Source organism: Klebsiella sp. G-Nf4 (assembly GCF_002810615.1).
Lineage (GTDB): Bacteria > Pseudomonadota > Gammaproteobacteria > Enterobacterales > Enterobacteriaceae > Klebsiella > Klebsiella variicola.
On the sequence record NZ_PION01000010.1, the window covers coordinates 64,495 to 91,472 of the forward strand.

General features: G+C 57.1%; 25 protein-coding genes. 2 read left to right on the forward strand and 23 right to left on the reverse strand.

All coding sequences use genetic code 11. From position 1 onward, the window contains the following. Positions 1 to 46: 46 nt before the first annotated feature. The 16 genes from tolA to sdhC form a co-directional block, all read right to left on the reverse strand. Positions 47 to 1,387 (reverse strand): cell envelope integrity protein TolA, encoded by a 1,341-nt coding sequence (gene tolA / locus CWM57_RS19755; protein WP_074386510.1) that lies wholly within the window; start codon positions 1,385 to 1,387, stop codon positions 47 to 49. Positions 1,388 to 1,486: 99 nt separating this feature from the next. After that, positions 1,487 to 1,915 (reverse strand): colicin uptake protein TolR, encoded by a 429-nt coding sequence (gene tolR / locus CWM57_RS19760; protein ID WP_002895061.1) that lies wholly within the window; start codon positions 1,913 to 1,915, stop codon positions 1,487 to 1,489. A 3-nt stretch (positions 1,916 to 1,918) separates the two neighbouring features. Beyond that, positions 1,919 to 2,611: a Tol-Pal system protein TolQ gene (gene tolQ, locus CWM57_RS19765; RefSeq protein ID WP_074386511.1), complete on the reverse strand. Its 693-nt coding sequence runs from the start codon at positions 2,609 to 2,611 to the stop codon at positions 1,919 to 1,921. Further along, complete coding sequence (gene ybgC, locus CWM57_RS19770; RefSeq protein WP_002895056.1) at positions 2,608 to 3,012, reverse strand: tol-pal system-associated acyl-CoA thioesterase; 405 nt, start codon at positions 3,010 to 3,012, stop codon at positions 2,608 to 2,610. The genes tolQ and ybgC overlap by 4 nt, the downstream gene beginning before the upstream one ends. 149 nt (positions 3,013 to 3,161) lie before the next feature. Next, a complete protein-coding gene (ybgE, locus tag CWM57_RS19775) occupies positions 3,162 to 3,446 on the reverse strand; it encodes a cyd operon protein YbgE (protein ID WP_008805691.1) in 285 nt (94 codons plus the stop codon). Positions 3,447 to 3,576: 130 nt separating this feature from the next. Continuing rightward, positions 3,577 to 3,690 carry a cytochrome bd-I oxidase subunit CydX gene (gene cydX / locus CWM57_RS19785; protein WP_004100325.1) on the reverse strand — a complete coding sequence of 38 codons (114 nt, stop codon included), beginning with the start codon at positions 3,688 to 3,690 and terminating at the stop codon, positions 3,577 to 3,579. 15 nt (positions 3,691 to 3,705) lie between these two features. Beyond that, on the reverse strand, positions 3,706 to 4,845 hold the full coding sequence (gene cydB / locus CWM57_RS19790) for a cytochrome d ubiquinol oxidase subunit II (RefSeq protein ID WP_074386512.1): 1,140 nt from the start codon (positions 4,843 to 4,845) through the stop codon (positions 3,706 to 3,708). 15 nt (positions 4,846 to 4,860) lie between these two features. Beyond that, positions 4,861 to 6,429, reverse strand: a complete 1,569-nt coding sequence (gene cydA, locus CWM57_RS19795; protein WP_061155310.1) for a cytochrome ubiquinol oxidase subunit I — start codon at positions 6,427 to 6,429, stop codon at positions 4,861 to 4,863. 828 nt (positions 6,430 to 7,257) lie between these two features. Further along, positions 7,258 to 8,127, reverse strand: a complete 870-nt coding sequence (gene sucD / locus CWM57_RS19800; protein ID WP_100675899.1) for a succinate--CoA ligase subunit alpha — start codon at positions 8,125 to 8,127, stop codon at positions 7,258 to 7,260. Further along, positions 8,127 to 9,293, reverse strand: a complete 1,167-nt coding sequence (gene sucC / locus CWM57_RS19805) for an ADP-forming succinate--CoA ligase subunit beta (RefSeq protein WP_002895039.1) — start codon at positions 9,291 to 9,293, stop codon at positions 8,127 to 8,129. The genes sucD and sucC overlap by 1 nt, the downstream gene beginning before the upstream one ends. A gap of 147 nt (positions 9,294 to 9,440) precedes the next feature. After that, complete coding sequence (odhB, locus tag CWM57_RS19810) at positions 9,441 to 10,667, reverse strand: 2-oxoglutarate dehydrogenase complex dihydrolipoyllysine-residue succinyltransferase (RefSeq protein ID WP_061155311.1); 1,227 nt, start codon at positions 10,665 to 10,667, stop codon at positions 9,441 to 9,443. Between the two features lie 14 nt (positions 10,668 to 10,681). Then, a complete protein-coding gene (sucA, locus tag CWM57_RS19815; RefSeq protein WP_061155312.1) occupies positions 10,682 to 13,489 on the reverse strand; it encodes a 2-oxoglutarate dehydrogenase E1 component in 2,808 nt (935 codons plus the stop codon). 505 nt (positions 13,490 to 13,994) lie between these two features. Further along, positions 13,995 to 14,711: a succinate dehydrogenase iron-sulfur subunit SdhB gene (gene sdhB / locus CWM57_RS19820; RefSeq protein ID WP_002894954.1), complete on the reverse strand. Its 717-nt coding sequence runs from the start codon at positions 14,709 to 14,711 to the stop codon at positions 13,995 to 13,997. A 15-nt stretch (positions 14,712 to 14,726) separates the two neighbouring features. Beyond that, positions 14,727 to 16,493 carry a succinate dehydrogenase flavoprotein subunit gene (gene sdhA, locus CWM57_RS19825; protein ID WP_061155313.1) on the reverse strand — a complete coding sequence of 589 codons (1,767 nt, stop codon included), beginning with the start codon at positions 16,491 to 16,493 and terminating at the stop codon, positions 14,727 to 14,729. Beyond that, positions 16,493 to 16,840 (reverse strand): succinate dehydrogenase membrane anchor subunit, encoded by a 348-nt coding sequence (gene sdhD / locus CWM57_RS19830; RefSeq protein ID WP_002894949.1) that lies wholly within the window; start codon positions 16,838 to 16,840, stop codon positions 16,493 to 16,495. The genes sdhA and sdhD overlap by 1 nt, the downstream gene beginning before the upstream one ends. Then, complete coding sequence (gene sdhC, locus CWM57_RS19835; RefSeq protein ID WP_061155314.1) at positions 16,834 to 17,238, reverse strand: succinate dehydrogenase cytochrome b556 subunit; 405 nt, start codon at positions 17,236 to 17,238, stop codon at positions 16,834 to 16,836. Before sdhC ends, sdhD begins: the two co-directional genes overlap by 7 nt. A 640-nt stretch (positions 17,239 to 17,878) precedes the next feature. Between sdhC and gltA the strand changes: the two genes are divergently transcribed. Then, positions 17,879 to 19,162 carry a citrate synthase gene (gene gltA, locus CWM57_RS19850; protein ID WP_061155315.1) on the forward strand — a complete coding sequence of 428 codons (1,284 nt, stop codon included), beginning with the start codon at positions 17,879 to 17,881 and terminating at the stop codon, positions 19,160 to 19,162. Positions 19,163 to 19,229: 67 nt separating this feature from the next. Here gltA and nei read toward each other — a convergent pair whose 3' ends face one another. The 6 genes from nei to CWM57_RS19880 are packed head-to-tail and all read right to left on the reverse strand — an operon-like array spanning position 19,230 to position 23,793. Further along, positions 19,230 to 20,021, reverse strand: coding sequence for an endonuclease VIII (nei, locus tag CWM57_RS19855; protein WP_100675900.1), 792 nt, complete (start codon positions 20,019 to 20,021; stop codon positions 19,230 to 19,232). Between the two features lie 15 nt (positions 20,022 to 20,036). Beyond that, positions 20,037 to 20,681: a pyroglutamyl-peptidase I gene (gene pcp, locus CWM57_RS19860; RefSeq protein ID WP_100675901.1), complete on the reverse strand. Its 645-nt coding sequence runs from the start codon at positions 20,679 to 20,681 to the stop codon at positions 20,037 to 20,039. 29 nt (positions 20,682 to 20,710) lie between these two features. Next, a complete protein-coding gene (gene pxpA, locus CWM57_RS19865) occupies positions 20,711 to 21,463 on the reverse strand; it encodes a 5-oxoprolinase subunit PxpA (protein WP_061155318.1) in 753 nt (250 codons plus the stop codon). Next, positions 21,453 to 22,385, reverse strand: coding sequence for a 5-oxoprolinase subunit PxpC (pxpC, locus tag CWM57_RS19870; RefSeq protein ID WP_061155319.1), 933 nt, complete (start codon positions 22,383 to 22,385; stop codon positions 21,453 to 21,455). The genes pxpA and pxpC overlap by 11 nt, the downstream gene beginning before the upstream one ends. Then, positions 22,379 to 23,035, reverse strand: a complete 657-nt coding sequence (pxpB, locus tag CWM57_RS19875; RefSeq protein WP_061155320.1) for a 5-oxoprolinase subunit PxpB — start codon at positions 23,033 to 23,035, stop codon at positions 22,379 to 22,381. Before pxpB ends, pxpC begins: the two co-directional genes overlap by 7 nt. A gap of 14 nt (positions 23,036 to 23,049) precedes the next feature. Further along, positions 23,050 to 23,793 carry a type 2 GTP cyclohydrolase I gene (locus CWM57_RS19880; protein WP_100631539.1) on the reverse strand — a complete coding sequence of 248 codons (744 nt, stop codon included), beginning with the start codon at positions 23,791 to 23,793 and terminating at the stop codon, positions 23,050 to 23,052. 267 nt (positions 23,794 to 24,060) lie between these two features. Between CWM57_RS19880 and CWM57_RS19885 the strand changes: the two genes are divergently transcribed. Next, positions 24,061 to 25,539 carry an MFS transporter gene (locus CWM57_RS19885; protein ID WP_074386516.1) on the forward strand — a complete coding sequence of 493 codons (1,479 nt, stop codon included), beginning with the start codon at positions 24,061 to 24,063 and terminating at the stop codon, positions 25,537 to 25,539. On the opposite strand, the gene phrB is transcribed toward CWM57_RS19885, so the two are convergent. Then, complete coding sequence (phrB, locus tag CWM57_RS19890) at positions 25,511 to 26,953, reverse strand: deoxyribodipyrimidine photo-lyase (protein ID WP_100675902.1); 1,443 nt, start codon at positions 26,951 to 26,953, stop codon at positions 25,511 to 25,513. The two genes, CWM57_RS19885 and phrB, sit on opposite strands and share 29 nt — an antisense overlap. Between the last annotated feature and the right edge of the window lie 25 nt (positions 26,954 to 26,978).

Consider the following 26,978-nt stretch of genomic DNA (forward strand, 5'->3'; position numbering starts at 1 on the left):
TGTGACTACGATAGATTGTTTTCCCCGATTATTCGGGGAAAAATCATTACAGTTTAAAGTCTAGTGTGGCATTTTTTATTTTCTCATAAACAGCCTGACTTGGCGGTTTAGGAATAGTCGCCGTTTTGGCTGCCGTTAAAGCTGCCTGACACAGAGCAGGGTCGCCGCCTTCGGACGTTATGTCCTTTAACGTACCATCAGCAGCCAGGTTAATATGCAATACGCAACGCTTGCCTTGATAGAGGCTTGCATCATACAAGCGGCTTTGAATCGCCATTTGTATTTGCTTCGCATAGGAACTGATATCGGCTCCCGTAGCGCCACCGTTGGCACCAGAGGTTCCGCTATCTTTCGCTGGCTGACCACTGCCTTTGGCCCCACCGCCTGTCTTAGGCGCATTCTTACCCGAACTCAGATCGCCGAGCAGGTCATCAACGCCGTCCGCTTCTTTCGCAGCGGCCGCTTTCTTCGCTGCTGCCGCTTTTGCTGCTGCCGCTTTGGCCGCTTTATCGGCAGCTGCCTTCTCAGCCGCAGCCGCTTTGGCTGCCGCCGCTTTTTCAGCTGCGGCGGCTTTCTCGGCGGCGGCCTTCTCTGCGGCCGCTTTTTGGGCGGCGGCTTTCTCAGCTGCTTTTTCGGCGGCTTTTTCTGCAGCCGCTTTTTCAGCCGCGGCTTGCTTGGCCGCTTCCTGCTGGGCCTTCTTCTCTGCTTCCTGCTGCGCTTTCTTCGCCGCTGCCGCTTCCGCTTTCTTCTGCGCCTCTGCTGCGGCTTTCGCCGCTTCGGCTTCCGCCTGTTTCTTCGCATCGGCTGCCGCTTTCGCGGCGGCGGCATCGGCCTGTTTCTTCGCGTCAGCGGCGGCTTTAGCCGCTGCCAGCTCAGCCGCTTTTGCCTGGGCATCCGCCTTCGCTTTTGCGTCGGCAGCCGCTTTGGCTGCTGCTTCCTGCGCTTCTTTAGCCTGCGCATCCGCTTTGGCTTTCGCCGCCGCGGCGGCCTTGGCAGCCGCTTCCTCAGCCTGCTTCTGCTGTTCCTTCGCTTCTTTCGCCGCTTCCTGCGCCTGCAGACGCTCCTGTTCGAGCTGTTTCAGCCGTTCCTGTTCCGCCGCCTGTTTCTCACGTAACTCTTCCGCCTGCTGCTGCGCCTGTTTTTCACGCTGTTCAGCGGCGCGACGTGCGCTGGCCTGCTGCTGTTGCTGACGGTTATAGTTATTTACCACCGCCCCGGGATCGACCATGACGGCATCAATGGACGATCCCCCGCCGCCGCCGGCAGAGGCATCCAGATGCTCGTCAAACGAACTCCAGATCAGCAGCGCGATCAGAATGATGTGCAGCGCGACTGAAATGATGATCGCTCGTTTAAGCTTGTCGTTTTGTTCGGTTGCCTTTGACACTATCGGTTCCCAAAAACTGTTCGCCTGTACCCGCGATACGCACCGACGGCGAGCGATACTCGCCACCGGACGCCGCGCGGACGCACATACCTGAAGCGATTAAATAGGTTTGGTCATCAAGCCGACCGATTTAACCCCTGCACTATGCAACAGGTTCAGCGCTTTAATAATTTCATCGTAAGGGACGTCTTTCGCACCGCCGATCAGGAACACCGTTTTCTCATTGGCTTCAAGACGTCGCTTCGCTTCGGCAATCACCTGCTCCGGCGGCAGCTGGGACAGCGTCTCCTGCCCCACTTTCACGCTGTACTGCCCTACCCCGGAGACTTCTACAATCACCGGCGGATCGTCATTGCTTTTCACCGCTTGCGATTCCGTGGCGTCCGGCAGATCGACTTCCACGCTCTGCGTAATGATCGGCGCCGTTGCCATAAAGATCAGCAACAGCACCAACAGGACATCCAGCAGCGGAACGATGTTGATCTCGGACTTCAGTTCGCGACGTCCGCGTCCACGTGCTCTGGCCATGGCTTACCCCTTATTGCTTTCGCTGGTGGTAAAGGCCTGACGGTGCAGAATGGCGGTGAACTCTTCCATAAAGTTGTCGTAGTTCAGTTCCAGTTTGTTCACGCGCTGGTTCAGGCGGTTATACGCCATGACCGCCGGGATAGCAGCGAACAGACCGATCGCGGTGGCGATCAGCGCTTCGGCGATACCCGGTGCCACCATCTGCAGGGTGGCCTGCTTCACCGCGCCAAGGGCGATAAAAGCGTGCATGATCCCCCAGACGGTACCAAACAGACCGATATACGGGCTGATGGAACCTACGGTGCCGAGGAACGGGATATGCGTCTCCAGCGTTTCCAGTTCGCGGTTCATCGAAATACGCATCGCGCGCGATGCCCCTTCGACAATCGCTTCCGGCGCATGGCTGTTGGCCCGATGCAGGCGCGCAAACTCTTTGAAGCCGCTGTAGAAGATTTGCTCCGAACCGGTCAGATTATCGCGACGCCCCTGGCTCTCCTGATACAAACGGGACAGTTCGATCCCGGACCAGAATTTGTCCTCGAACGCTTCAGCTTCACGCACGGCCGAGTTGAGGATACGCGTTCTCTGAATAATGATAGCCCAGGAAGCGATAGAAAAACCAATCAAAATCAACATGATAAGTTTAACCAGAAGGCTCGCCTTCAGGAACAAATCAAGGATATTCATGTCAGTCACTGCTTAAACTCCGCGACAATAGACTTGGGAAGCGCACGTGGCTTCATTAAGAGTGGATCAACGCACACAATGAGAACCTCAGCTTCGTTTAACACTGTATTCTCGGCGTTGACGATTCGCTGCGTGAAAACCAAAGAGGTGCCGCGCATCGAGGTAATTTCCGTCTGGACTTCGAGCATGTCGTCGAGTCTGGCGGGGGCAAAATACTCCAGCGTCATTTTGCGAACCACGAAGGCAACGCGTTCAGCCAACAGAACCTGTTGACTAAAGTGATGGTGGCGCAGCATCTCTGTGCGTGCTCTTTCATAAAAAGCGACGTAACTGGCGTGGTAAACCACACCACCGGCGTCGGTATCTTCGTAGTAGACCCGAACCGGCCATCGAAACAGCGTTGTATTCACTTTACATCCCGGTAATGCAAAAAAAGGTTAGAGCTTTCAAACTTCGCTACTATACGCGCGGGAAAGGTGGTTTGGAATGGGGGAAAGTAAACGGGGCGTAAATTTTTATGGGCTTATGCAAGCCCATACCATTAACAGAGATCTCTTATTCAAAAGAAGAAAAAGAAGAGACCTAAAGCGAGCACAATATCAGCGATAAGCGGACAGAAAATCCCCTGCCAGTGAACGGCACGCGGACGGAAGCCCACGCCGTGAATAACGCCGCTGCAAACCGCCCACATCAGCAAGAAACCATGCCAGATTTCCAGCTCGCTGGTCTTCGCCGCAAAGCGCGACGGATCCCAGAAAATGCAGCCTGCCAGCAGCAGCGCCATCAATAAGGAAAGCGCCCTTAACGGGCGCTTGTCCATTATCGCATACATATACTTTATCATTCACGTCGCCTCTTTGTTGGCTACGTCTGCTTACCCCAGTCACTTACTGGTGTAAGCTCCTGGGGATTCACAGACTTGCCGCCTCGATGCAACCCGAATGATTTCGTATATCGCATCACGATAATACTCATCAGTGTTCTTCTTTACCTGCTTTGGTGGCTTCCACGTGCTCAAGCGCCAGCGCGGTAATCACCCCAAAGGCACAGGCAAGAAGCGTTCCCAAAATCCATGCGAAGTACCACATATATAGCTCCTTACCTTAGTACAACGAGTGGGTGTTCTTTTCGATGTCTTCGCGCGTGATGCGGCCAAACATCTTCCAGTAACACCAACTGGTGTAGGCCAGAATGATTGGCACGAAGATAATCGCCACGTAGGTCATCAGGTTCAGCGTCCGCTGGCTGGAAGTCGCGTCCCACATCGTCAGGCTGGCGTTCAGCATGGTGCTGGACGGCATGATGAACGGGAACATCGCAATACCGGCGGTCAGAATGATGCAGGCCAGGGTCAGCGAGGAGAACAGGAATGCCCATGCGCCTTTATCCGCTTTAGTCGAGACGACGGTCAGCAGCGGCAGCACCACGCCCAGGGCAGGAACGGCCCACAGCGCTGGCATGTTATTAAAGTTCACCATCCATGCACCGGCTTCACGCACCACTTCTTTAGTCAGCGGGTTAGACGGGCCGCTATGATCCATTACCGATTTGACCACATAGCCGTCGATGCCGTAGTAGACCCACACGCCCGCCAGCGCGAAGCAGACCAGCGTCACCAGCGCCGCCACCGTGGAAACGGTGCGGGTACGCAGGTGCAGTTCGCCTACGGTACGCATCTGCAGGTAGGTGGCGCCCTGAGTCAGGATCATCGCCACGCTGACGATACCGGCCAGCAGACCAAACGGATTCAGCAGCTGGAAGAAGTTACCGGTATAGAACAGACGCAGGTATTCATCGACGTGGAACGGCACGCCCTGCAGCAGGTTGCCGAAGGCCACACCAATCACCAGCGGCGGCACGAAGCTACCGATGAAGATGCCCCAGTCCCACATGTTGCGCCAGCGGGTGTCCTCGATCTTGGAACGGTAGTCAAAACCTACCGGACGGAAGAACAGCGAGGCCAGTACCAGAATCATCGCCACATAGAAGCCAGAGAACGCCGCGGCGTAAACCATCGGCCACGCCGCGAACAGCGCGCCGCCAGCGGTGATGAGCCACACCTGGTTACCGTCCCAGTGCGGGGCGATGGCGTTGATCATAATCCGACGCTCGGTGTCGTTACGGCCGAGGAAACGGGTGAGCATGCCCACCCCCATGTCGAACCCGTCGGCGACAGCGAAGCCAATCAGCAGAATGCCAATCAGCAGCCACCAGATAAAACGCAATACTTCATAATCGATCATTTGACGACTCCTGTCTTAGCGTGCCGACTGAATAGCCGCAGAGGACTGTTCAAAGTGATAGCGGCCGGTTTTCAGGCTGCTAGGTCCTTTGCGGGCAAACTTGAACATCAGGAACAGTTCAGCCACCAGGAACAGCGTGTACAGACCGCAGATCAGCAACATTGAGAAGATCAGATCGCCCGCGGTCAGCGACGAGTTGGCCACCGCCGTCGGCAGGACCTCACCAATCGCCCACGGCTGACGGCCATATTCGGCAACAAACCAGCCTGACTCCACGGCAATCCACGGCAGCGGCAGACCAAAGAACGCGGCGCGCAGCAGCCATTTTTTCTCGCCAATGCGGTTACGAATCACGCTCCAGAAGGAGGCGCCGATAATCAACAGCATCAGGATGCCGCACGCCACCATGATACGGAAGGCGAAGTACAGCGGTGCGACGCTTGGAATAGAGTCTTTGGTCGCTTTGGCGATCTGCTCTTCCGTGGCGTCAGCGACGTTCGGGGTATAGCGCTTCAGCAACAGGCCATAGCCGAGGTCTTTCTTCACGCTGTTGAACTGGTCGCGAATGGCCTGGTCGGTCGAACCGGCGCGCAGCTGCTCCAGCAGCGCGTACGCTTTCATCCCGTTACGGATACGCTCTTCGTGCTGAACCATCAGATCCTTCAGGCCGATAACCGGCTTATCCACCGAGCGGGTGGCGATGATGCCCAGCGCGTAAGGGATTTGGATCGCGAAGTGGTTGGTCTGCGCATTCTGATCGGGAATACCAAACAGGGTAAAGGCAGCCGGCGCAGGCTGGGTTTCCCACTCTGCTTCGATAGCCGCCAGTTTGGTTTTCTGCACGTCACCCATTTCGTAACCGGATTCGTCACCCAGCACAATAACGGAGAGGATCGCTGCCATACCGAAGCTGGCGGCGATGGCAAAGGAGCGCTTAGCAAAGGCAAAGTCGCGGCCTTTCAGCATATACCAGGAGCTGATGGCCAGGATGAACATCGCGCCGGTGACATAACCAGACGCCACGGTGTGCACGAACTTCACCTGGGCGACCGGGTTGAGCACCAGTTCAGAGAAGCTGACCATCTCCATACGCATGGTTTCGAAGTTGAAGTCCGATGCGATAGGGTTCTGCATCCAGCCGTTGGCGACAAGGATCCACAGCGCGGAGAGGTTGGAGCCCAGCGCGACCAGCCAGGTGACCGCCATGTGCTGAACTTTACCCAGACGATCCCAACCGAAGAAGAACAGACCTACAAAGGTGGATTCGAGGAAGAAGGCCATCAGACCTTCAATGGCCAGCGGCGCACCGAAGATATCGCCCACGTAGTGTGAGTAATACGACCAGTTAGTCCCGAACTGGAACTCCATGGTCAGACCGGTCGCCACACCCAGCGCAAAGTTGATACCAAACAACTTGCCCCAGAACTTGGTCATATCTTTATAAATCTGTTTGCCGGAAAGGACGTAAACCGTTTCCATGATGGCCAGCAGGAACGCCATACCGAGCGTTAGCGGCACAAAAAGGAAGTGGTACATCGCGGTCAAGGCAAACTGTAAGCGCGACAGTTCGACTATATCTAACATCATGACTCCTTGCTCATCGCATGAAGACTCCGAAAATGAACCGAGAAGCTCTGGTTCATACGCATGCCCCAATACAAATGTTATTTGTTGCCCGTCCGCAGCACGTTTCAACTGAAAGTGAAGCCACGCCACGATAAGGTTACAAATACGTTAACGAAAACCCAATTGATTCCCCAATATATTACGCCGCAATAACCTTACAATAAATATGTTTTTATTGTTCCAGTTTTACATTTTTCGACGGTGATCAATATATAGCGAAGATGGCCGGTTTAGGCCAATTTGACTTGCGACAATTTAACGTTTTTTGAAGGATTTTTCCAAGCATTAAGCATTGATATAAATCAATTTTTACTCTACGTGTTAATTATGTAGCTCAATAAAGAATATTGGTGAATTTAATGTTAATGTTGTGTTTAAAGTATGCCTTGATTGGTTACTGAAAAGAGAGATATGAGAATCATAGGTAATATTATTTAACGCCGAGGAAAAAAATGAAAAAAAATGAGCCGATCTAAATAATGCTAGACTGCTCACAGTATTTTTCCTGTTTTCTTACGCCCTCTCCTGCTGTTTTTTTCTCTGTCTCAAACCCTTGCCTGTCAGCCACTGCGAAATTATTTTCTTCAGCGACAACACTGCCGAGATAATATTCATGAAATAATTCATAAAATCAATATGATAGGTAAGGTTTTTCGCGGGACAGACAATCCGCCGGTTCAGCGACTTTCCCGGCAAGGCGGATAACGCCCATAAAAAAGGCCACCTGACGGTGGCCAACCATGTCGAAATCGGACAGATTTCTGCTTGCGGAGAAGCAGAGAGGGTTTACTTGATGATAGCTTTCAGCGCTTCGCCGATATCGGCGAGGCTGCGAACGGTGTTCACACCGGCGGCTTCCAGAGCGGCAAATTTCTCATCAGCAGTACCTTTACCGCCAGCGATGATGGCGCCAGCGTGGCCCATACGCTTGCCTTTCGGCGCGGTCACGCCCGCGATGTAGCCGACAACCGGCTTGGTCACGTGCTCTTTGATGTAGGCTGCCGCTTCTTCTTCCGCGCTGCCGCCGATCTCACCGATCATCACGATCGCTTCGGTCTGCGGATCTTCCTGGAACAGCTTCAGGATATCGATGAAGTTGGAGCCCGGGATCGGGTCGCCGCCGATACCGACGCAGGTAGACTGGCCGAAACCGTAGTCGGTCGTCTGCTTAACCGCTTCATAAGTCAGGGTACCGGAACGGGAAACGATGCCCACTTTACCCGGCTTGTGAATGTGGCCAGGCATGATGCCGATTTTGCACTCGCCCGGGGTGATAACGCCTGGGCAGTTCGGGCCAATCATGCGTACGCCCGCTTCGTCCAGCTTCACTTTCACAGTCAGCATATCCAGCGTCGGGATACCTTCGGTGATGGTGATAATCAGCTTAATGCCCGCGTCGATTGCTTCCAGAATGGAGTCTTTGCAGAACGGTGCCGGAACGTAGATAACGGTCGCGGTGGCGCCGGTCGCTTCAACGGCTTCGCGTACGGTGTTGAACACCGGCAGACCCAGATGGGTGGTGCCGCCTTTGCCTGGCGTCACGCCGCCAACCATTTGCGTACCATAAGCGATCGCTTGTTCAGAGTGGAAGGTCCCCTGGCTACCGGTGAAGCCCTGGCAGATAACCTTGGTATCTTTATTAATTAAAACTGACATTATTTCCCCTCCACTGCGGCAACAACCTGCTGTGCTGCGTCCGTCAGACTTTTCGCTGCAATAATATTCAGGCCGCTGTCAGCCAGTTTTTTCGCGCCCAGTTCGGCGTTGTTACCTTCCAGACGAACCACGACCGGAACGTTAACCCCAACTTCCGCTACCGCACCGATGATACCGTCAGCGATCAGGTCGCAACGTACGATACCGCCGAAGATGTTAACCAGCACCGCTTTCACATTGTCATCAGAAAGGATGATTTTGAACGCTTCAGTCACGCGCTCTTTGGTCGCGCCGCCACCTACGTCGAGGAAGTTAGCCGGTTCGCCGCCGTGCAGCTTAACGATGTCCATGGTGCCCATCGCCAGGCCTGCGCCGTTAACCATGCAGCCGATGTTGCCATCCAGTGCCACATAGTTCAGTTCCCACTGTGCCGCCTGCGCTTCACGCGGGTCTTCCTGAGACTGGTCGCGCATTTCGCGCAGATCCGGCTGGCGGAACAGTGCGTTGCCGTCAGCGCCCAGTTTACCGTCGAGGCAGATCAGGTCGCCCTGTTTGGTGATAACCAGCGGGTTAATTTCGATCAGCGCCAGGTCGCGCTCCAGGAAAATGGTCGCCAGCCCCATGAAAATCTTGGTGAACTGCTGAACCTGTTTACCTTCCAGACCCAGTTTGAACGCCAGTTCGCGCCCCTGGTAAGGCATCGGGCCCGCCAGCGGATCGATAGCGATCTTGTGGATCAGGTGCGGGGTTTCTTCCGCGACTTTTTCGATTTCCACACCGCCTTCAGTAGACGCCATGAACACCACGCGACGGGAGCTACGGTCAACGACCGCGCCGAGGTACAGTTCTTTATCGATATCGGTCGCCGCTTCCACCAGAATCTGGTTTACCGGCTGGCCATTGGCATCTGTTTGGTAGGTCACCAGGCGTTTGCCCAGCCAGTGTTCAGCAAATGCGCGGATCTCTTCTTTGCTCTTAACTACTTTCACACCGCCCGCTTTACCGCGGCCACCAGCGTGAACCTGACATTTCACTACCCACGGACCCGCACCGATTTTTGAAGCGGCTTCTTCTGCTTCACGCGGAGTAGTACAGGCATAACCCACCGGCGCCGGTAAGCCATAGCGGGCAAAAAGTTGTTTTGCCTGATATTCATGTAAGTTCATGTGTTCAGTCCATCCTTCAGGGTGTAATTATCTTTAAACCTGTAGGCCTGATAAGACGCGCTAGCGTCGCCATCAGGCATCTCATCAACGCCGGATGGCGGCATATAAATGCCTTATCCGGCCTACGGTAAGTCATACTATTACTGACTACACGTCCAGCAGCAGACGAGTCGGATCTTCCAGCAGCTCTTTAATCGCCACCAGGAAGCCAACCGATTCACGCCCATCGATCAGACGGTGGTCGTAGGAGAGCGCCAGGTACATCATCGGCAGGATCTCTACCTTGCCATTCACCGCCATCGGACGGTCTTTAATGGCATGCATACCCAGAATGGCGCTCTGCGGTGGGTTGATGATCGGCGTGGACATCAGGGAACCGAAAACGCCGCCGTTGGTAATGGTGAAGTTACCGCCGGTCAGGTCATCTACGGTCAGCTTGCCGTCACGGCCTTTCACTGCCAGCTCTTTAATATTCTTTTCGATGTCCGCCATGCCCAGCAGGTCAACGTCACGCAGAACCGGGGTTACCAGGCCGCGCGGAGTGGATACTGCCATGCTGACGTCGAAGTAGTTGTGGTAAACCACGTCGTCGCCGTCGATGGAAGCGTTCACTTCCGGGTAGCGTTTCAGCGCTTCAACAACCGCTTTCACGTAGAAGGACATGAAGCCCAGACGGATACCGTGACGTTTTTCGAAGGCATCGCCGTACTGCTTACGCAGATCCATAATCGGCTTCATGTTGACTTCGTTAAAGGTCGTCAGCATGGCGGTGGAATTTTTCGCTTCCAGCAGACGCTCGGCCACGCGTTTACGCAGACGGGTCATCGGGACGCGTTTTTCTGAGCGGTGACCCAGCTGCGGCGCTGGTGCTGCCGCCGCGGTAGCCGCTGGCGCTTTGGCTTCAGCCGCCGCCGGGGCTTTCGCCAGATGCTTCTCGACGTCTTCACGAGTCAGACGGCCACCCACGCCGGTGCCTTTGATGGCAGCGGCATCGAGGTTGTGTTCCGCCAGCAGACGACGGATCGCCGGGCTGAGCGCGTCATTGTTCTGCTCTTCCAGAGAGGCTTGCTGGCGCTGCGCCGGGGTGGACGCTTTCGCGTCCGCTTTTTCGCTGGTTTCTTTACCTGCGCTGTTGCCTTCACGCAGGCGGCCAAGGATCTGGCGAGACAGGACGGTAGCGCCCTCGTCTTCCAGCACTGCATCCAGAATGCCGTCCGCTGATGCCGGTACTTCCAGTACCACTTTGTCAGTTTCGATTTCGACCAGAACTTCGTCACGGACGACCGCGTCGCCCGGTTTTTTATGCCAGGTGGCGACGGTTGCGTCAGCTACGGACTCAGGCAGGTCGGGAACCAGAATATCTACGCTACTCATTGTGTATCCTTTAATTAATCGACGTTCAGCGCGTCATTGACCAGATCTTGTTGCTGTTTCTGGTGAACGGACATGTACCCTACCGCCGGAGAGGCGGAGGCCGGGCGGCCTGCATAACGCAGAGAGGCCCCAAATGGAACTACTTCACGAAGGTGGTGCTGGCTGCAGTACCATGCGCCCTGGTTGAGCGGCTCTTCCTGGCACCAGACAAAATCGTGTACGTGCGAGTAAGCTTTCAGCGCTTCCTGCACCGCCTGATGCGGGAACGGGTAGAGCTGTTCGATACGCACGATGGCGACATCTTTTTGCTCGTTTTTGCGACGCTGTTCCAGCAGGTCATAGTAAACCTTACCAGAGCACAGTACGACGCGCTTCACGGCTTGCGGATCGAGATCGTCGATTTCGCCGATGGCCGGCATAAAGGTGCCGTTCGCCAGTTCGTCCATGCTGGAGACCGCCAGCGGGTGGCGCAGCAGAGACTTCGGCGACATCACCACCAGCGGACGGCGCATACCGCGCAGTGCCTGACGACGCAGCATATGGTAAACCTGTGCCGGGGTGGACGGGACGCAAACCTGCATGTTCTGCTCAGCGCACAGCTGCAGATAACGTTCCAGACGCGCGGAGGAGTGCTCCGGACCCTGCCCTTCGTAGCCGTGCGGCAGCAGCATCACCAGACCACACATCCGGCCCCATTTCTGTTCGCCAGAGGAGATGAACTGATCAATGACCACCTGCGCGCCGTTGGCGAAGTCGCCGAACTGCGCTTCCCAGATGGTCAGCGTACGCGGTTCTGCGGTGGCGTAACCGTATTCGAACGCCAGCACGGCTTCTTCAGACAGCACCGAGTCCCAGACGCGGAACTGGCCCTGGCCGTTGTGCACGTGCTGCAGCGGGGTATAGGTAGAACCGTTGCTCTGGTTATGAATAACCGCATGACGGTGGAAGAAGGTGCCACGACCGGAGTCTTCGCCGGACAGACGCACCGGAATGCCTTCGTCAACCAGAGTGGCGTAAGCCAGGTTTTCGGCACCGCCCCAATCGAACATCTTCTCACCGGCGGCCATCAGCTGGCGATCGCCGTAGATTTTCGCCACACGAGACTGCATTTCGATACCTTCCGGCACCGTACTGATGCGTTTGGCCAGCTCTTGCAGACGTTTTGGCTCCACTTTATCCGGATAGCTCTCATCCCACTCGTGGTTAAGGTAGGGAGACCAGGTAAAGGAGTGCATATTCATCGGACGCCACTCCTCCACCACGCACTCGCCGGCATCCAGCGCATCGCGGTAAAGGTTAACCTGCTCGGTCGCGTCTTCCAGCGTCGCGACTTTGTCCTGCTCCAGCTTGTCAGCATAGATTTTGCGCGGGGTCGGATGCTTTTTGATTTTCTGGTACATCAGCGGCTGGGTAGCGCTCGGCTCGTCGGCTTCGTTGTGGCCGTGACGGCGGTAGCACACCAGGTCGATGAAGACATCGCGTTTGAAGGTATTACGGAAATCCAGCGCCAGACGGGTAACGAAAGCAACGGCTTCCGGGTCATCCGCGTTAACGTGGAAAATCGGCGCCTGAACCATCTTACCGATATCGGTACAGTATGGCGTAGAACGCGCATCCAGCGGGTTGGAGGTGGTAAAGCCAACCTGGTTGTTGATAACGATGCGCACGGTACCGCCGACTTCGTAACCGCGGGCTTTCGACATGTTCAGGGTTTCCTGAACCACGCCCTGGCCGGTAACGGCGGCGTCGCCGTGAATAGTAATAGGCAGAACTTTGTTGCTGCTTGGCTCGTCCAGACGATCCAGACGGGCGCGTACGGAACCGATAACCACCGGGCTGACGATTTCCAGGTGCGACGGGTTAAACGCCAGCGCCAGGTGAACCAGACCGCCTTCGGTTTCCATATCGGAAGAGAAGCCCATGTGGTACTTCACATCGCCGGTGCCGAGGTGTTCTTTATGTTTGCCCGCGAATTCGTCGAACAGGTCCTGCGGTTTTTTACCCAGCACGTTGACCAGCACGTTCAGACGGCCGCGGTGTGCCATGCCCAGCACCACTTCTCGGGTGCCGCTTTTGCCTGCATGGCGGATCATCTCTTTGAGCATCGGGATCAGGGCATCACCGCCTTCCAGCGAGAAGCGTTTCGCCCCCGGGAATTTAGCGCCGAGGTAGCGTTCCAGCCCTTCTGCAGCGGTCAGTTCACTGAGGAAGCGTTTTTTCTCTGCCGCGGTGAAGCTCGCTTTACCCGCTACCGATTCAATACGCTGCTGGATCCAGCGTTTTTCCTCAGTAGAGGTGATATGCATGTATTCCGCGCCGATAGAGCCGCAGTAGGTTTGCTTGAGGGCGGCAATCAACTCGCCCAGCTTCATCGTGTCTTTACCGATGGCAAATGAACCTACGTTATAGCTATCCTGGAAATCGGCCTCGGTCAGATCGTGGTAGGCCGGATCAAGATCCGCCACTCTCTCTTGCTTCCACAACCCCAGCGGATCGAGATTCGCATGCTGGTGGCCACGGAAACGGTATGCGTTGATGAGCTGCAGGACTTTAACCTGCTTCACATTGGTGTCAGGGTCGGAAATCGAAGAAGTGTAACGTGAGGCATCCTTCGCCAGTCGACGGAAATAATCACGTGTTTTGGAATGGAATTGATCCGGTTTAACTCCGGTGCCAGGTAACTGCTGGAACATCGAACGCCAGTTGGCGTCAACAGAGTCAGGATCGGTTAAGAAGTCTTCATAGAGCTGTTCTATCCAGCTCTGGTTCGAACCAGAGAGGAAAGAAGAGTCCAGCCAGGCTTTCATTGCGCCGTTCTGCATCGTGATCCCTTAAGCATTTTTATGCTTATTTCGCCGTAGAAACTACCACGCACACCGAGTGCACGTGCCGGGGTTCACTTTTTGCGGACGAGTTGTGGTTTCGATCCGCTAAGGAACCTTTAAAAACTGCCATTAATCTTCAGCGTTCTGGCTGCGGTTGCGTTGGCTGCCTTCGCTTACCCCGGTCACATAGTTCACTATGCTCCCGGGGATGCGCTCAGTTGCCGCCTTACCTCGCACTGAACGCCTCGATTACTGGTACATCTTGTGGCGGTTTTTAAAGATTTCCTGCTATCCCCTTCATACTTCAAGTTACATGTGCGTTGGCTTTCCTCACTCACCCCAGTCACTTACTTGAGTAAGCTCCTGGGGATTCGCTGCGTCGCCGCCTTCCTGTAACTCGAATTATTTAGGGTATTCATTTCCCGGTGGCACAAACGCTACCGGGGTTACTGCTTTGGTAGCCCGGATAAGCGCAAGCGCCATCCGGGACAGACCGTGTTGCTTACGCGCTGCGCTGCAGCAGCATCGACTTAATATGGCCGATGGCGCGCGTCGGGTTAAGCCCTTTAGGACACACACTGACGCAGTTCATAATGCTGTGACAGCGGAATACGCTGAAAGCATCGCTCAGGCCGTCCAGGCGCTCGCTGGTTTCAGTATCGCGACTGTCGATCAGGAAGCGATACGCGGCCAACAGGCCTGCCGGGCCGATGAACTTGTCCGGGTTCCACCAGAACGACGGGCAGGAGGTTGAACAACATGCGCACAGAATACACTCGTACAGACCATCGAGTTTCTCACGCTGCTCAGGCATCTGCAGATGCTCGCGAGCCGGAGGATTTTGCCCATTATTCAACAAGTAAGGCTTAATCTTCTCATATTGTGCATAGAATTGCCCCATGTCTACCACCAAATCACGGATAACCGGTAATCCTGGCAGCGGACGGATAACAATCTTCTTGCCCGGCTGATTCAGCGCGGAGATCGGCGTGATGCACGCCAGACCGTTTTTCCCGTTCATGTTCAGGCCATCGGAACCGCAAACCCCTTCACGGCAGGAGCGGCGGAACGACAGCGACGGATCTTTTTCTTTCAACTGGATCAGCGCATCCAGCAGCATCATGTCGCGACCTTCTTCCGCTTCGAGGGTGTAATCCTGCATGTGCGGAGCGTCGTCAACATCCGGGTTATAGCGATAAATTGAAAACTCGAGTTTCATTTTCCTGTCTCCGCATTAGTAAGTACGAATCTTCGGCGGGAATGCCGGACGCAGTTTCGGTTCCATGTTGACGCTACGACGCGTCATGGATTCCGACTCTGGCAGATACAGGGAATGGCACAGCCAGTTTTCATCATCACGATCCGGGAAGTCGAAGCGGCTGTGGGCGCCACGGCTTTCGGTACGGAAGTTGGCGGATACGGCCGTTGAATAGGCGGTTTCCATCAGGTTATCCAGCTCCAGGCACTCGACGCGCTGGGTGTTGAACTCGCTGGAAGTATCGTCCAGGCGCGCATTTTTCAGACGCTCGCGGATCACTTTCAGCTGCTCCAGGCCCTTGTGCATCGCATCGCCTTCACGGAATACCGAGAAGTTATGTTGCATACATTCCTGCAACGCTTTGCGGATAGCAACCGGGTCTTCGCCGGAGCGGGTGTTGTTCCAGCGGTTGAGACGGTCCAGAGAGGCTTCGACATCGGATTCGCTGGCTGCGCGCAGGGCGCCCTGCTCGGCGATGGACTCCTGCAGATGCAGGCCCGCCGCGCGGCCGAAGACCACCAGGTCCAGCAGTGAGTTGCCGCCCAGACGGTTGGCGCCGTGTACCGATACGCAGGCAATTTCGCCTACCGCGAACAGACCCGGGATCACCACGTCTTCGCCCTTCTCATTCACGGTCAGCGCCTGGCCGGTGACTTTGGTCGGAATACCGCCCATCATGTAGTGGCAGGTTGGGATAACCGGAATCGGCTCTTTAACCGGATCGACGTGAGCAAAGGTACGGGACAGCTCGAGGATACCTGGCAGACGAGATTCCAGAACCTCTTTACCCAGGTGATCCAGTTTCAGTTTCGCATGCGGGCCCCACGGTCCATCGCAGCCGCGACCTTCACGAATTTCGATCATGATGGAACGCGCCACCACGTCACGACCCGCCAGGTCTTTCGCGTTCGGCGCATAACGCTCCATAAAGCGCTCGCCGTGTTTGTTCAGCAGGTATCCGCCTTCGCCGCGGCAACCTTCGGTGACCAGCACCCCTGCCCCGGCGATACCGGTCGGGTGGAACTGCCACATTTCCATATCCTGCACAGGAACGCCTGCTCGGATGGCCATCCCGACGCCGTCACCGGTGTTGATGTGGGCGTTGGTGGTGGACTGATAGATACGGCCTGCGCCACCGGTCGCCAGCACGGTGGCGCGGGCTTTAAAGTAGACCACTTCGCCGGTCTCGATGCACAGGGCGGTACAACCGACCACCGCGCCGTCCTGGTTTTTCACCAGATCGAGGGCATACCATTCGGAGAAGATAGTGGTGTGGTTTTTCAGGTTCTGCTGATACAGAGTGTGCAACAGCGCGTGGCCGGTACGGTCAGCCGCCGCCGCGGTGCGTGCCGCCTGCTCGCCGCCGAAGTTTTTCGACTGGCCGCCGAACGGGCGCTGATAAATACGGCCGTCGTCAAGACGGGAGAACGGCAGGCCCATATGTTCCAGCTCAAGAATCGCTTCCGGGCCGGTCTTACACATATATTCGATGGCGTCCTGGTCGCCAATATAGTCCGACCCTTTTACGGTGTCGTACATATGCCATTCCCAGTTATCTTCATGGGAGTTACCGAGCGCGACGGTGATACCACCCTGCGCGGAAACGGTATGGGAACGGGTAGGGAACACTTTGGAGAGCAGTGCACAGGTCTGTCCGCTCTGGGAAATTTGTAGCGCCGCGCGCATGCCTGCGCCGCCGGCACCGATAACAACAGCATCAAACTCTCTGACTGGCAATTTCATTACACACCCCACACCACAACAAATCCATAAAGAACGTAAGCCACCAGCGCCACAACGATAGCCAGTTGCAGAACCAGGCGCAGAGCCAGTGGTTTAACGTAGTCCGTTAACACCTGCCACATCCCGATCCAGGCATGGATGAGAATGGAGACGAGAGCCAGCAGAGTGAAGACTTTAGTGAAACCGGAGGCAAAGAATCCGGTCCACACTTCCCATGAGATTTCACCGGTGGTGGCAAAGAAGCCAACCATGTAGATGATGTAGAGGGTCAGAACGATGGCGGTAGCACGGACCAGAATAAAGTCATGTACGCCGTTGCGTCCCAGTGCTGAGGCGTTGCTTACCATACGAGGACTCCTGCGAGAAGTGAAAGCACGACAGTAATAACAAAAGAGATTTTGGCGGAACGTTTCCCTGCTTCGAGGGTTTCGTCCAGGTAGCCAAAGTCCATCAGCAGATGGCGGATACCGACAACCACGTGGTAGGCCAGCGCGGTCAGAATGCCCCACATGATGAACTTCACAAAGAAGCTATCCATGATTGAGGCCGCCGTCAGAAAACCTTCTGGGGAGGAAAGGCTGGTGCCCAGCAACCAAAGCAGAATTCCGACCGCCACGAAGGTGATGACACCGGAAACGCGATGGAGAATGGACGCTATCGCCGTGATTGGGAACCGTATCGTTTGTAGATCCAGATTGACAGGTCTTTGTTTTTTCACATTTCTTACCATGAATAACGCCCACATGCTGTTCTTATTGTTTCCTTCCTCCGGTCTGCTTGCGGGTCAGACAGCGTCCTTTCTATAACCAGAAGTCATGTTAAAACGTCTTTTCAGGCATTAAAACATCACTAAACAACGCTGGGTGGCTCGGGATTGCAGGGTGTTCCGGAGACCTGGCCGCAGTATAGGCCGTTCACAAAATCATTACAATTAACCTACATATAGTTTGTTGGGTTTTCTCCGGAACAGTGATCAAGGTCACGATAACAACATTTTTTTAATTTTTAATCACCTGATTTGACAAATATTAAACATTCTTGTTACAACCATTACCAGTTAAATGCAATAATGCTCAAAAGTTATGGGGTCACTCTTTCACCTGAGAATAAGTTATGTAACAGTGTGTCAGTATTGACCGATGTAATCAGGACAGTTATTAGTGGTATATAGGTTTTAATATTCGGACTGCTAAAACGCTGATTTGCTGTTGTTTCACCGCAGCCCTGAAGGACGTACCATCAAGCGCCGTTGCTCTGTACCCTGCCCTTTTCGCTGACGCAGAGCTGTGTGCAACATAACAAACTGGTAACGTATGCAGGCGCGGGCCGAAAGCAAATCCACCACCCGGCAGTCTTAAGCAATAAAGGCGCTAAGGAGACCATAAATGTCTGATGCTAAAGCAAAAATCACCCTGGGTGGTGACACTGCTATTGAACTGGATGTGCTAAAAGGCACGCTCGGTCAGGATGTTATTGATATTCGTAGTCTTGGTTCAAAAGGCGTATTTACTTTTGACCCAGGTTTCACATCCACCGCTTCTTGTGAATCTAAAATTACGTTTATCGATGGTGACGAGGGGATCCTGCTGCACCGCGGCTTCCCGATCGACCAGTTAGCGACCGAATCTAACTATCTCGAAGTGTGTTATATTCTGCTGTACGGTGAAAAACCGACTCAGGCCGAATATGACGAATTCAAAACCACCGTCACCCGCCACACCATGATTCATGAGCAGATCACCCGTCTGTTCCATGCGTTCCGTCGCGATTCCCACCCGATGGCGGTGATGTGCGGGATCACTGGTGCCCTGGCGGCGTTTTATCATGACTCCCTCGACGTGAATAACCCGCGTCACCGCGAGATTGCCGCCTACCGTCTGCTGTCCAAAATGCCAACCATGGCAGCCATGTGTTACAAGTATTCTATCGGCCAGCCGTTTGTTTATCCGCGCAACGACCTCTCCTACGCCGGCAACTTCCTGCGCATGATGTTCGCCACACCGTGCGAAGAGTATGAAGTCAATCCGGTGCTTGAGCGCGCGATGGATCGTATTCTGATCCTGCACGCCGATCACGAGCAGAACGCGTCGACCTCGACGGTACGTACCGCCGGCTCCTCCGGCGCTAACCCGTTCGCCTGTATCGCAGCCGGTATCGCCTCCCTGTGGGGACCGGCACACGGCGGCGCCAACGAAGCGGCGCTGAAAATGCTGGAAGAGATCAGCTCCGTTGAGCACATTCCGGAGTTTGTCCGTCGTGCGAAAGACAAAAATGACTCTTTCCGCCTGATGGGCTTCGGCCATCGTGTTTACAAGAACTACGACCCGCGTGCCACTGTGATGCGTGAAACCTGCCATGAAGTGCTGAAAGAGCTGGGCACTAAAGACGACCTGCTGCAGGTGGCCATGGAGCTGGAGCATATCGCGCTGAACGACCCGTATTTCATCGAGAAGAAACTTTACCCGAACGTCGACTTCTACTCCGGTATCATCCTGAAAGCGATGGGTATTCCGTCCTCCATGTTTACCGTTATCTTCGCCATGGCGCGTACCGTGGGCTGGATTGCGCACTGGAACGAAATGCACAACGATGGCATGAAGATCGCCCGTCCGCGTCAGCTGTACACCGGCTACACCAAACGCGATTACCAGTCTGACATTAAGCGGTAATCTTGCCGTACCGGATAACAATAAACGCGCCAACTGGCGCGTTTTTTTTATCTCCCTGACAGCCGGCTTAATGCTGGCATCCGGGACACCAGTAAAACGGCCGTGAGGAGAGTGTCGTCTTCTCAATCACCCCCCCACAGCGCTCGCACCTTTCCCCGTCACGATGGAAGATCTTAAAGCGAAACAGCGCGCCGTGATACCTATTGTCATCCGCCTGGCCGCGGGTTCGATAAGAAAGCCGCGGGATATCCAGCAGCGCGTGCGCCAGCGCATCCAGCTGACTATCGCTCAGTTCAGCGGCTTTACGCTTTCCGCTTAATCCCACCTGCCAAAGGATCTCCACCCGCAGATAGTTACCGAGCCCGGCCAGAAAGGCCTGATCCAGCAGCAGGCCGGAAAACTGACGATGGCGGAATTTGGCCGACAGCAGCCGCGCTTTCACCTCCTCCGCGGTTAACGTCATATCCAGCACATCTGGCCCCACGCGCAGTAAAAACGGGTGATGAGCAACCTGCTCCGCCGTGAGCATTTCAATGTCCGACGCGCTGTAGAGCAAAATCGCCTTGCGGGCGGTCTGCAGCCTGACGCGCAGCACCCGGTTAGAGGCGGGCTGTTCCCCGGCATCGACCACGCGCCAGACACCGTACAACTGATTATGGCTGTACAGAGTCAACCCGCCGGAGAAGCGGGTCAGCAGGGCTTTCCCCCGGGTGTCAATATGGGTAACCCGCTGACCCATCAGCGGGGTTTGGTAGGGTTGCAACTGGGGAAAGGCGAACCAGACGTCGGTTAAAGGTTCGCCTTTGATTGCCGCCTCCAGTTTATCCGCCGCGCGGCGGATCTCCGGACCTTCCGGCATACTGTCATCCTTCTGTTAATGGGTGGCGCCGCCGCCCAGTTTACTATCCACCGACTGGCGCAGCGCCACGGCAATGGCCGTTTCCAGCGCCTCCCGCACGGTGGCGGTCGCCATACTCGGCTCGCCGGGATGGGCCGCCGCCTGCGCCGGTAGCCACGGAATATGGATAAAGCCGCCCCTGACGCCAGCCTGCTCCTGCAGCTTATGTAGCAAACCATACATCACGTGATTGCAGACGAAGGTGCCGGCGGTTTGGGAGACCGAAGCCGGGATCCCGCGATCGCGCAACGCGCTGACGATCGCTTTGATCGGTAAGGTGCTGAACCACGCCGCCGGCCCCCCGTCGACGATCGGCGTGTCGACAGGCTGCTGGCCGTTGTTATCGGGAATGCGCGCATCATCGACATTGATAGCCACACGTTCAACGCTGATATCGACGCGACCACCGGCCTGCCCCACAGCAATGACCAGCCTCGGCTGCAGGTCTTCTATCGCCGCGTAGAGCACCGACAGCGCCTCGCCAAACACACAGGGGAGCTGGCGGGCGATCACCGGCTGCCCGGCAATCATCATCCCGTCCAGCAGCTTCACCACTTCCCATGAAGGGTTAACCGTCTCGCCATCAAAGGGTTCAAAACCGGTTAACAACACGCCTGCCATTATTCTCTCCTTCGCGGTCATTCAGGTTGTCACGCTTCAGCGTCCAGTTGCGCGCTGACCAGAATATGGCGCCCGGCAAACGCCGCCCGCAGACGGCGGGCAAAATCCAGCGCGTGCGGGCCATCGCCGTGCAGACACACCGTCTGCGCCACCACGTTGGCCCACTCGCCGCTGATGCTGCGCACCCGGTGGTGTTGCACCATCTCGAGGGTTTGCGCCAGGGCCTGCTCTTCGCTGTCAATCAGCGCGCCGGGCTGGCTACGCGGCACCAGGCTACCGTCGGCCAGGTAGCCGCGGTCAGCAAACACCTCCTGGCGCGTCGTCAGACCATAGTGATGCCCGGCACGGATCAGTTCGCTGCCCGCCAGCCCCACCAGCACCAGCTTCGGGTTAACATCACGGACCGCGCGGGCAATGGCGTCCGCCAGCGGCGGCGATTTGGCCGCCTGGTTATAAAGCATGCCGTGCGGCTTCACATGCTGCAGCTCGCCGCCCTGCGCCTGAACGATCGCCGCCAGGGCGCCAATTTGATACAGCGTCTGGGCATAGACCGTTTCCGGCGGTAGATCCATCGCCGTACGACCAAAATTTTCCCGGTCGGGATACCCCGGATGGGCGCCCACCGCCACGCCGTACTTCAGCGCCTCGCGCACGCTCTGCACCATCAGCCGGGCATCGCCGGCGTGAAAACCACAGGCGATATTCGCCGACGACACCAGCTGGAGCAGCGCGCTATCGTTCGCGCCCCCTTCCCCGAGATCGGCATTGAGATCAATCATCATCGTGGAGTCTCCAGGCCAGTTGTTCAAGATAACGCTGACGATCGGCCCGCGCCTTCAGCGCCTCCTCCAGCGAGCAGGCGACGAAGTGGATCGGCTGCCCCAGCGGGATCTGCGCCAGCTGGTACATATCAGCCTCAATAATGCAGGCGATGCGCGGATAACCGCCGGTGGTTTGCGCATCGTTCATCAGCACGATGGGCTGGCCGTTGTGCGGCACCTGCACCACGCCAGGCAGCAGACCGTGCGACAGCATTTCGCGATCGGTGGTCCGTTTCAGCGGCTGCCCCTGCAGGCGGTAACCCATACGGTTGCTCTGCGGGCTGAGCTGCCAGGGAGAGCGCCAGAACGACGCCTGCGAGGCCGCATCAAACTCGTGATACTCCGGGCCCGGCAGCGCGCGAATGCGATTGTCCAGCGGCAGCTGCTTGACGCCGCGCGAGGTGGTAAAGCGCCGGGCGGCTTTCCCGAGCTTCAGCTGGTCGCCATCCTGCAGGCGGCGTCCTTCCAGACCGCCAATCCCCGCCTTAAGATCCGTGCTGCGCGAGCCAAGCACCACCGGGACCGCAATCCCGCCCGCCACCGCCAGATAGCTGCGGATGCCATGCTGCGGCGTTTTCAGCACCAGCCGCTGCCCGGCCCGGTAGGCGGTACGCCAGCCCACCCAGACCGCTTTGCCGTCCAGCGTCGCTTCGCAGGCGGCGCCGGTCAGCGCGAACCAGCCGCTGCGGGCAAATTCAATCTCCACCTGGCCGAGGGTTATCTCCAGCCCGGCGGCGTTCGCCTCGTTGCCAACCAGCAGATTGGCAATCACCAGCGCCGGATAATCCAGGGCGCCGCAGCGACTGATGCCAGACTGGCGCAGGCCTTCTCGTCCACCGTCCTGTACCGAGGTGTACAGACCGGCGCGGATCAGGGTCAACATACCCCCTCCTTTTGCGGCACAAAGCGAATTTTATCGCCCACGCGCAGCAGCGCAGGCTCCTTACGCGCCGGGTCAAACAGCGTCAACGCGGTCCGCCCCAGCAGCTGCCAGCCGCCAGGCGTCGCCAGCGGATAGATGCCGGTTTGCGCGCCGCCAATGCCCACCGAACCGGCCGGCACCCGTACGCGCGGTTCGGCGCGACGCGGGGTCGCCAGCGCCGGCGGCAGCCCGCCCAGGTAGGGAAATCCCGGCTGAAAACCAATAAACCAGACCAGGTATTCCACCGAAGCATGCAGCTCCACAACCTGTTTTTCACTCAGGCCGCTGTGCTGCGCCACCACCCCGAGATCCGGCCCGGCCTCGCCGCCGTACACCACCGGGATGGTTAATGACCTCGACTCCGGCGCCAGCGCAAGACTCTCCTCCCACCAGCGCTGTAGACGGTCTATCGCCTCCCACGCCATCTCCTGCGGACGGCGGAGCACTACGGTGATATTGTTCATACCGGGAATGGCGTCAACCACCTCTTCGTGGTGAGACAGACGCTGGGCCAATCCCCATATCCGTTGCTGGCTCTCGAGCGTGACCGGCGGCTCCAGCTCCAGCACGACGGCCGTTTCTCCTAACAGATAACAACGCGCTCGCTGCACTTTTCTCTCTCCCGTCAGGCAGGGTTGGGAATATCAATAAAGGTGACATCCAGGTCGGTCGTTTCCGTCAGCCATTCGCTGAGGGCGCGAATGCCACCGCGCTCGGTGGCGTGGTGACCAGCGGCATAAAAATGCAGCCCCTGCTCGCGGGCAGAGTGAATGGTTTGTTCCGACACCTCGCCGGTGATAAACGCGTCCACCCCAAAGCGCGACGCGGCGTCAATAAAGCCCTGGCCGCCGCCGGTACACCAGGCGATGCGGCTGACGGTGTCCGGCCCGGTATCGCCGCACCACAGCGGCTTGCGCCCCAACCGCGCTTCGATCCAGGAGGCCAGTTCGAGGCCGGAAACCGGCATCGACAGTTCGCCCCACGGCACCAGCGGTTCGATTTCACCCAGTACGTTAATCCCCAGCAGATGCGCCAGCTGCGCGTTGTTGCCCAGCTCCGGATGGGCATCCAGCGGCAGGTGCCAGCCATAGAGATTGATATCGTTGGCCAGCAGCGTTTTCAGGCGGCGGCGCTTCATGCCACGGATCACTGGCGACTCGTTTTTCCAGAAATAGCCATGATGGACGATCACCGCATCCGCCTGCAGCCGAACGGCTTCATCCAACAGCGCCTGGCTGGCCGTCACCCCGGTGACAATCTTGTGCACCGTGTCGCGTCCTTCCACCTGCAAACCGTTAGGGGCGAAGTCACTGATGGCCGCACTATTGAGCTTGTCGTTAATCAGTTGTTCCAGTTCGCTATTTTTCATCGCCACTCCAGCAGATAATCAGGGTATACAAAGGCATAACATAACCATATCCATTCGGGCCGTCGATAGTCCACTACCGGCACCGACCATGACTTTTTACCGGATCCCGCATTTTGTCTACCCACCCCGTCGCGCATTCGTGTATATTTATGCACTAATAAAGCATATTAAATAACCAGAAAGCCCCTCCAGCCATGAATATGACTAATTAAACGCTATTCATGCAGAACGATCGACTTTCGCTTTACGTCAGGAAACACACTTCACATGAAGACATCATCATCGCAGCCGCGGGCGATTTACTACGTCGTGGCGCTGCAAATCTGGGAGTATTTTAGCTTCTACGGCATGCGCGCCCTGCTGATCCTCTATCTCACCAATCAGCTCAAATATGACGATAACCACGCCTACGCCCTGTTCAGCGCCTACTGTTCGCTGGTTTATGTGACGCCGATCCTCGGCGGCTATCTGGCCGATAAGCTGCTGGGCAACCGGATGGCGGTGATGCTCGGCGCGCTGCTGATGGCCATTGGCCATCTGGTGCTCGGGGCCAGCGAAACCGCCCCGGTCTTCCTCTACCTGTCGCTGGCGATCATCGTCTGCGGCTACGGGTTGTTTAAATCCAACGTCAGCTGTCTGCTGGGCGAACTCTACGAACCTGCCGATCCGCGTCGCGATGGCGGCTTCTCGCTGATGTATGCCGCGGGCAATATCGGCTCGATTATCGCGCCTATCGCCTGCGGCTACGTACAGGAGGAGTATAGCTGGGCGATGGGCTTTGCCCTGGCGGCCATCGGCATGGTGGCGGGACTGGTGATTTTTCTCTGCGGCAACCGTCACTTCCAGCATACCGCCGGCGTCAACCGCCAGGCGCTGTGCGCGCGAACCTTCCTGCTGCCGAACTGGGGCTGGCTGCTGGTGCTGCTGGTTACCGCCCCGCTGCTGATCGCCGTGCTGTTCTGGCAGGAGTGGTCGGTGTATGCCCTGATCGTGGCCACCGTTATCGGCCTGGCGGTGCTGGCGCGGATCTACCTGCGCGCTGAAACCGATAAACAGCGTAAGGATCTGCGCCTGATCGTTGTCCTCACCGCGTTTAGCCTGCTGTTCTGGGCCTTCGCCCAGCAGGGCGGGAGCTCCATCAGCCTGTATATTGACCGCTTCGTTAATCGCCATATCATGAGCTACGAAGTCCCTACCGCCATGTTCCAGTCGGTCAACGCCTTCGCGGTGATGCTCTGCGGGATGGTGCTGGCGTGGCTGGTGAAAGAGAGCGTCGGTGGCAATCGCACCGTGCGCATCTGGGGGAAATTTGCCCTCGGTCTGGGCCTGATGAGCGCCGGATTCTGCATCCTGACCCTCAGCGCCCGCTGGTCCGCGGCCTATGGCCAGTCGTCCATGCCGCTGATGGTACTGGGTCTGGCGGTGATGGGCTTTGCCGAACTGTTTATCGATCCGGTCGCGATGTCGCAAATCACCCGCATTGAGATCCCGGGGGTCACTGGGGTGCTGACCGGCATCTATATGCTGCTCTCCGGAGCCATCGCCAACTATCTGGCCGGCGTCATTGCCGACCAGACCTCGCAGGCGTCATTCGACGCTGCCGGGGCGGTGAACTACTCCATTGACGCCTACATCAAGGTTTTCAGCCAGATCACCTGGGGCGCGCTGGCCTGCGTTGGCGTGGTGCTGGTCATCTGGCTGTATCACTCACTGAAGGTCAGGACCCGCCGTCTGGCGGTGGAGTAATTCCTTTTCTGGCGGCCTCCCAGGCCGCCAGCGTCTCCTGCCGCGCCTGTTTGTGATCGACTATCGGGCGCGGATAATCCAGTTTGATCCCTTGTTTATCCGCCCACGCCCACGGCTGATGCAGCGCTTTTTCCGGCACCTTTGCCAGCTCAGGCAGCCAGCGACGCATAAACACCCCCTGCTTATCAAACTTCTCGCCCTGGGTGATGGGATTAAATATGCGGAAGTAGGGCGCGGCGTCGGTGCCCGTCGAGGCCGCCCACTGCCAGCCGCCGTTGTTCGCCGCCAGGTCGCCATCAATCAGCTGACTCATGAAGTAACGCTCCCCTGCCCGCCAGTCGAGGCGCAGATCTTTCGTCAGGAAGCTGGCGACAATCATGCGCAACCGGTTATGCATCCAGCCGGTGGCGTTAAGCTGGCGCATCGCGGCATCGACTATCGGAAAGCCGGTCTCCCCGCGCTGCCACGCCCGCAGGGCGGCATCATCTTCGCGCCAGGCGACCTTATCGGTCCAGGCGATAAACGGGCGTCCTTTACAGAGTTTCGGATAGTAGACCATCAGATGGCGGTAAAACTCGCGCCAAATCAGCTCATTAAGCCAGGTGGCGCCTGCCCCGCCATCCAGCGCGGCGGGGTGTTCCGTCAGCAGACGATGCAGGCACTGGCGCGGCGACAGTACCCCGATAGCCAGGCAGGGCGACAGGCGGCTGGTCCCTTCCACGGCGGGGAAGTCACGCTGTTCCTCATACTCCGCCGCCGGTTGCTGACAAAACGCGCGCAGCCGCGCCAGCGCCGTTTTTTCATCCGCAGCAAACAGCAGCCCATCGAACGGCGTTTGCGGATAGTTGAGCTCAGGCAGCGGCGGCGCCTGACGGACAGGTGCCTGGCGCGGCTTCGGGGCCGCCACGCACGCCGGCAGCCCGTCCCGCAGACGGCGAATAAACGCATTCTTAAACGGCGTGAAAACTTTATACATTTCGCCGCCACCGGTCATGACGCTGCCGGGCGGCAACAGGACGCTGTCGTCAAAGCCCTGGCAAATGACATCGCGCAAGGTGTTCTCAACGGCGGCATCGCGCTGACGTTCATTGAATTCGTACTGATAGTTGTAGAACAGGTGACTGACCTGGTGCTGCTGGCAGAAATGGGCCAGCCGTTCGACGCTGGCGGTAAAATCGTCCGCCTCTTCGACCCACAGCGGTATGCCCCGTTCCGCCAGCGCGGCGTGCAGACTGTGCAAATGGCTGGCGATAAACGCGGCCTGCCGCGGCGCCAGGTGATGCTCACGCCACTGCCCCGGGGTGGCGATATACAGCGCCAACACCTGCGCCTGCGGATCGCGGCAGGCGGCGGCCAGCGCCAGGTTATCGTGAATGCGTAAATCCGTGCGTAACCAGACCAGATGGGTGGCCATATAACTCCTCGATATCCGTAAGCAA

Excerpts from the sequence above, each read along its gene's own strand:
- phrB (WP_100675902.1), bottom strand. The coding sequence starts at position 26,953 with ATGGCCACCCATCTGGTCTGGTTACGCACGGATTTACGCATTCACGAT.
- sucD (WP_100675899.1), bottom strand. The coding sequence starts at position 8,127 with ATGTCAGTTTTAATTAATAAAGATACCAAGGTTATCTGCCAGGGCTTC.
- sdhD (WP_002894949.1), bottom strand. The coding sequence starts at position 16,840 with ATGGTAAGCAACGCCTCAGCACTGGGACGCAACGGCGTACATGACTTT.
- CWM57_RS19885 (WP_074386516.1), top strand. The coding sequence starts at position 24,061 with ATGAAGACATCATCATCGCAGCCGCGGGCGATTTACTACGTCGTGGCG.
- sdhA (WP_061155313.1), bottom strand. The coding sequence starts at position 16,493 with ATGAAATTGCCAGTCAGAGAGTTTGATGCTGTTGTTATCGGTGCCGGC.
- odhB (WP_061155311.1), bottom strand. The coding sequence starts at position 10,667 with ATGAGTAGCGTAGATATTCTGGTTCCCGACCTGCCTGAGTCCGTAGCT.
- gltA (WP_061155315.1), top strand. The coding sequence starts at position 17,879 with ATGTCTGATGCTAAAGCAAAAATCACCCTGGGTGGTGACACTGCTATT.
- sdhB (WP_002894954.1), bottom strand. The coding sequence starts at position 14,711 with ATGAAACTCGAGTTTTCAATTTATCGCTATAACCCGGATGTTGACGAC.
- sucC (WP_002895039.1), bottom strand. The coding sequence starts at position 9,293 with ATGAACTTACATGAATATCAGGCAAAACAACTTTTTGCCCGCTATGGC.
- pxpC (WP_061155319.1), bottom strand. The coding sequence starts at position 22,385 with ATGTTGACCCTGATCCGCGCCGGTCTGTACACCTCGGTACAGGACGGT.
- CWM57_RS19880 (WP_100631539.1), bottom strand. The coding sequence starts at position 23,793 with ATGAAAAATAGCGAACTGGAACAACTGATTAACGACAAGCTCAATAGT.
- tolR (WP_002895061.1), bottom strand. The coding sequence starts at position 1,915 with ATGGCCAGAGCACGTGGACGCGGACGTCGCGAACTGAAGTCCGAGATC.
- pxpA (WP_061155318.1), bottom strand. The coding sequence starts at position 21,463 with ATGATGATTGATCTCAATGCCGATCTCGGGGAAGGGGGCGCGAACGAT.
- cydB (WP_074386512.1), bottom strand. The coding sequence starts at position 4,845 with ATGATCGATTATGAAGTATTGCGTTTTATCTGGTGGCTGCTGATTGGC.
- nei (WP_100675900.1), bottom strand. The coding sequence starts at position 20,021 with ATGCCGGAAGGTCCGGAGATCCGCCGCGCGGCGGATAAACTGGAGGCG.
- ybgE (WP_008805691.1), bottom strand. The coding sequence starts at position 3,446 with ATGATAAAGTATATGTATGCGATAATGGACAAGCGCCCGTTAAGGGCG.
- cydX (WP_004100325.1), bottom strand. The coding sequence starts at position 3,690 with ATGTGGTACTTCGCATGGATTTTGGGAACGCTTCTTGCCTGTGCCTTT.
- sucA (WP_061155312.1), bottom strand. The coding sequence starts at position 13,489 with ATGCAGAACGGCGCAATGAAAGCCTGGCTGGACTCTTCTTTCCTCTCT.
- sdhC (WP_061155314.1), bottom strand. The coding sequence starts at position 17,238 with ATGTGGGCGTTATTCATGGTAAGAAATGTGAAAAAACAAAGACCTGTC.
- pcp (WP_100675901.1), bottom strand. The coding sequence starts at position 20,681 with ATGGCAGGCGTGTTGTTAACCGGTTTTGAACCCTTTGATGGCGAGACG.
- cydA (WP_061155310.1), bottom strand. The coding sequence starts at position 6,429 with ATGTTAGATATAGTCGAACTGTCGCGCTTACAGTTTGCCTTGACCGCG.